General features: G+C 71.8%; 3 protein-coding genes. All 3 read right to left on the bottom strand.

All coding sequences use genetic code 11. From position 1 onward, the window contains the following. Nucleotides 1-1,806, bottom strand: a 1,806-nt coding sequence (locus tag Q0L15_RS06755) for a cobyrinate a,c-diamide synthase (RefSeq protein ID WP_296603152.1), incomplete at its 3' end; no start/stop codon positions are given. Nucleotides 1,807-1,871: 65 nt separating this feature from the next. Next, nucleotides 1,872-2,486: a cob(I)yrinic acid a,c-diamide adenosyltransferase gene (gene cobO / locus Q0L15_RS06760; RefSeq protein WP_296603153.1), complete on the bottom strand. Its 615-nt coding sequence runs from the start codon at nt 2,484-2,486 to the stop codon at nt 1,872-1,874. After that, nucleotides 2,486-2,774, bottom strand: a 289-nt coding sequence (locus Q0L15_RS06765; RefSeq protein ID WP_296603154.1) for an SAM-dependent methyltransferase, incomplete at its 5' end; no start/stop codon positions are given. The genes cobO and Q0L15_RS06765, both read right to left, overlap by 1 nt.

The following is a 2,774-nucleotide window of genomic DNA, read 5'->3' on the forward strand; positions in this document are numbered from 1 at the left end:
GGGGTTGGTCGGGTTGCCAACGAACACCAGGTCGGCGCTCTCGGGGACGGCCGACGCGTCGAGACGGAAGCCGTCCTCGGGACGGCAACTGACGACGGTCACCTGGTGACCTGCGCGCTCGAGCGCGGCGTGGGGCTCGGTGAACTGGGGATGCATCACGACGGGGTGCCGCCACGGCTTCCACCGGGCGATCAGCTCGAACGCCTCGGCCGCGCCGGCGGTCACGAGAACCTCATCGGCGCGTCGGTGGTGCAGGTCCGCGATGGCGTCGCGGGCCGGGGTCACGTCCGGGTACATGGTCGAGTGCTCGAGGCCGTCTCGCAACGCCGCCTCGAGCCACGAGGGCCGGGGCTCGGGATGGACGTTCACCGCGAAGTCGAGCAGTCCGCGTCCGGTCTCGACATCCCCGTGGTGGAGCAGCGGATCAACGACGGCGTCGTCCGACCTCGGGCGAGGCACGACCGTGGCCCGGGGGGCGGGAGCCACGACCGGCGTCGCGCGGGCCGCCGCGCGGGCCAGCCGCTCAGCCATCACCGGGTGCCCGGCCCAGTGGGTGTGGAGGTACGAGGCGTGCAGCGTCGGCGTGGCGACGCCGATCATCTCGCCGTCGACCTCCCAGGCGGGCGCCCACCCCCGAGTGGGGGCGGTCAGGGTGGTGCGGTGGAACTCGTGGCCGTGCACCCGTTCGCCGGCCCGCGTGAGCAGGTTGTCGCCGGCAGCGACCGCCGCCGGGTAACGCAGGGTGAGGCGCTTCGACATGGCGGCACCGGTCCCGATGACACCGGCCATCGTGGACCCGTCCAGGTCGTCGAGGAGGTAGAGCAGTCCGGCGCACTCGGCGACCGTCGGGAGAGCGCCCCGCACGGCGTCGCGCACCTGGTCGAGCAGGGCCCGGTTCCGGGCCAGCTGCTGAACATGCACCTCGGGGAACCCGCCGCCGAGCAGCAAAGCCCTGGTCCCCTCGGGCAGCGAGCGGTCACGCAGGGGGTCGAACGGGACAACCGTGCAGCCGGCTGCCCGCAGCAGCTCCTCCGTCTCGGCGTACGCGAAGGTGAACGCTCGTCCGCCAGCAACGGCCACGACCGGAGACTCGCCCTCCACCCGGCGTACCTCGCGACACGGGTCCCACACGGCGTCGGTGAGGTCGGGGGCCCGACGCGCGACTTCGAGCACGGCGTCGAGGTCGACGTGTCGGGCCACCTGCTCCCCGAGGCGGGCGACCACCTCGACGGACTCGTGCCGCTCCCCTGCCGGGACCAGCCCGAGGTGGCGTGACGGTGAGGAGATCGAGTCGTCACGAGGGACGACGCCGAGCACGGGCAGTCGCAGGCTCCGCTCGACCTCGGCGACGTTGCGCGGGGAACCGGCCCGGTTGAGGATCACGCCGACGACGTCGACCTCCGCGTCGTACGCGGCCATGCCCGCGACGACGGCCCCCACGGAGCGCGACATCCGGGCGATGTCGACGACCAGCACCACCGGCGTACGGGTGAGCTTCGCGACGTGGGCCGTCGAGGCGAACCCGTCGGTGCCGATCCGGCCGTCATGCAGCCCCATCACCCCTTCGACGACCGCGACGTCGGCGCCTCGGGCGCCGTGCAGCAGCAGCGGGGTGATGCGCTCCTCCCCCACCAGGTGCGGGTCGAGGTTGCGGCCGGGGCGTCCGGTCGCCAGGGCGTGGTAGCCGGGGTCGATGTAGTCGGGCCCGACCTTGTGGCCAGACACCTCCAGGCCGCGGGACCGGAAGGCGGCCATGAGGCCGGTGGAGATGGTGGTCTTGCCCTGGCCCGTCGACGGGGCGGCCACCACAACGCGCGGCAGGGTGGTCGGGCCCGACGATCCCGGCTGGGATCTCGTGAGGTCGGGCACCGTCACCACTCGATTCCCCGTTGGCCCTTCTGGCCCACGTCCATGGGGTGCTTGATCTTGCCCATGTCGGTGACGAGATCGGCCACCTCGATCAGCTCAGGGGCGGCGCGGCGGCCGGTGATGACGACGTGCTGCTTGCCGGGCCGGTCACGCAGGGTGGTGACGACGTCCTCGAGGTCGACCCAGCCCCAGGCGATCGGGTAGGTGAACTCGTCGAGGACGTACAGGTCGTGCGTCTCGGCGGCGAGACGGCGCTTGATCTCCTGCCATCCCTCGGCTGCGGTCCGTGCGTGGTCCTCGGCGTCGCCCTGCTTCTTCGTCCAGGACCAGCCCGCGCCCATCTTGTGCCACTCGACCGGTCCGCCCTCGCCACTCTCCTCGTGCAGGCGACCGAGGCGCTCGAGGACGGTCTGCTCCCCGATGCGCCACTTGGCGGACTTCACGAACTGGAAGACGCCTATGTTCCAGCCCTGGTTCCACGCCCTGATGGAGAGCCCGAAGGCGGCGGTGGACTTCCCCTTGCCATCCCCGGTGTGGACCATCAGGAGCGGGCGGTTGCGGCGCTGGCGCGTGGAGAGACCGTCATCAGGGACGGTGAGCGGCTGGCCCTGGGGCATCAGATGACCTCTTCCAGAACGTGGGTGTCGGTGGCGGCCGCGAACGAGGCGACCTCTCCGATGACGGTGATGGCAGGCGGTTCGACATGGGCTGCCCGGACGGCGATGTCGGCGACGGACCCGCTCACCACTTGCTGGTCCGGGTGGCCCCCACGTGCGATGACCGCCGCAGGCGTGGCTGGGTCAAGCCCGTTCTCCATCAGTGCCTTGGTGATCGCCGGCAGGGTGACCACGCCCATGAGGACGATCAGCGTGGTGCCGGAGCGAGCGAGGGCGCCGTAGTCGAGA

Source organism: Nocardioides sp., assembly GCF_024509035.1.
Taxonomy (GTDB): Bacteria; Actinomycetota; Actinomycetes; order Propionibacteriales; family Nocardioidaceae; genus Nocardioides.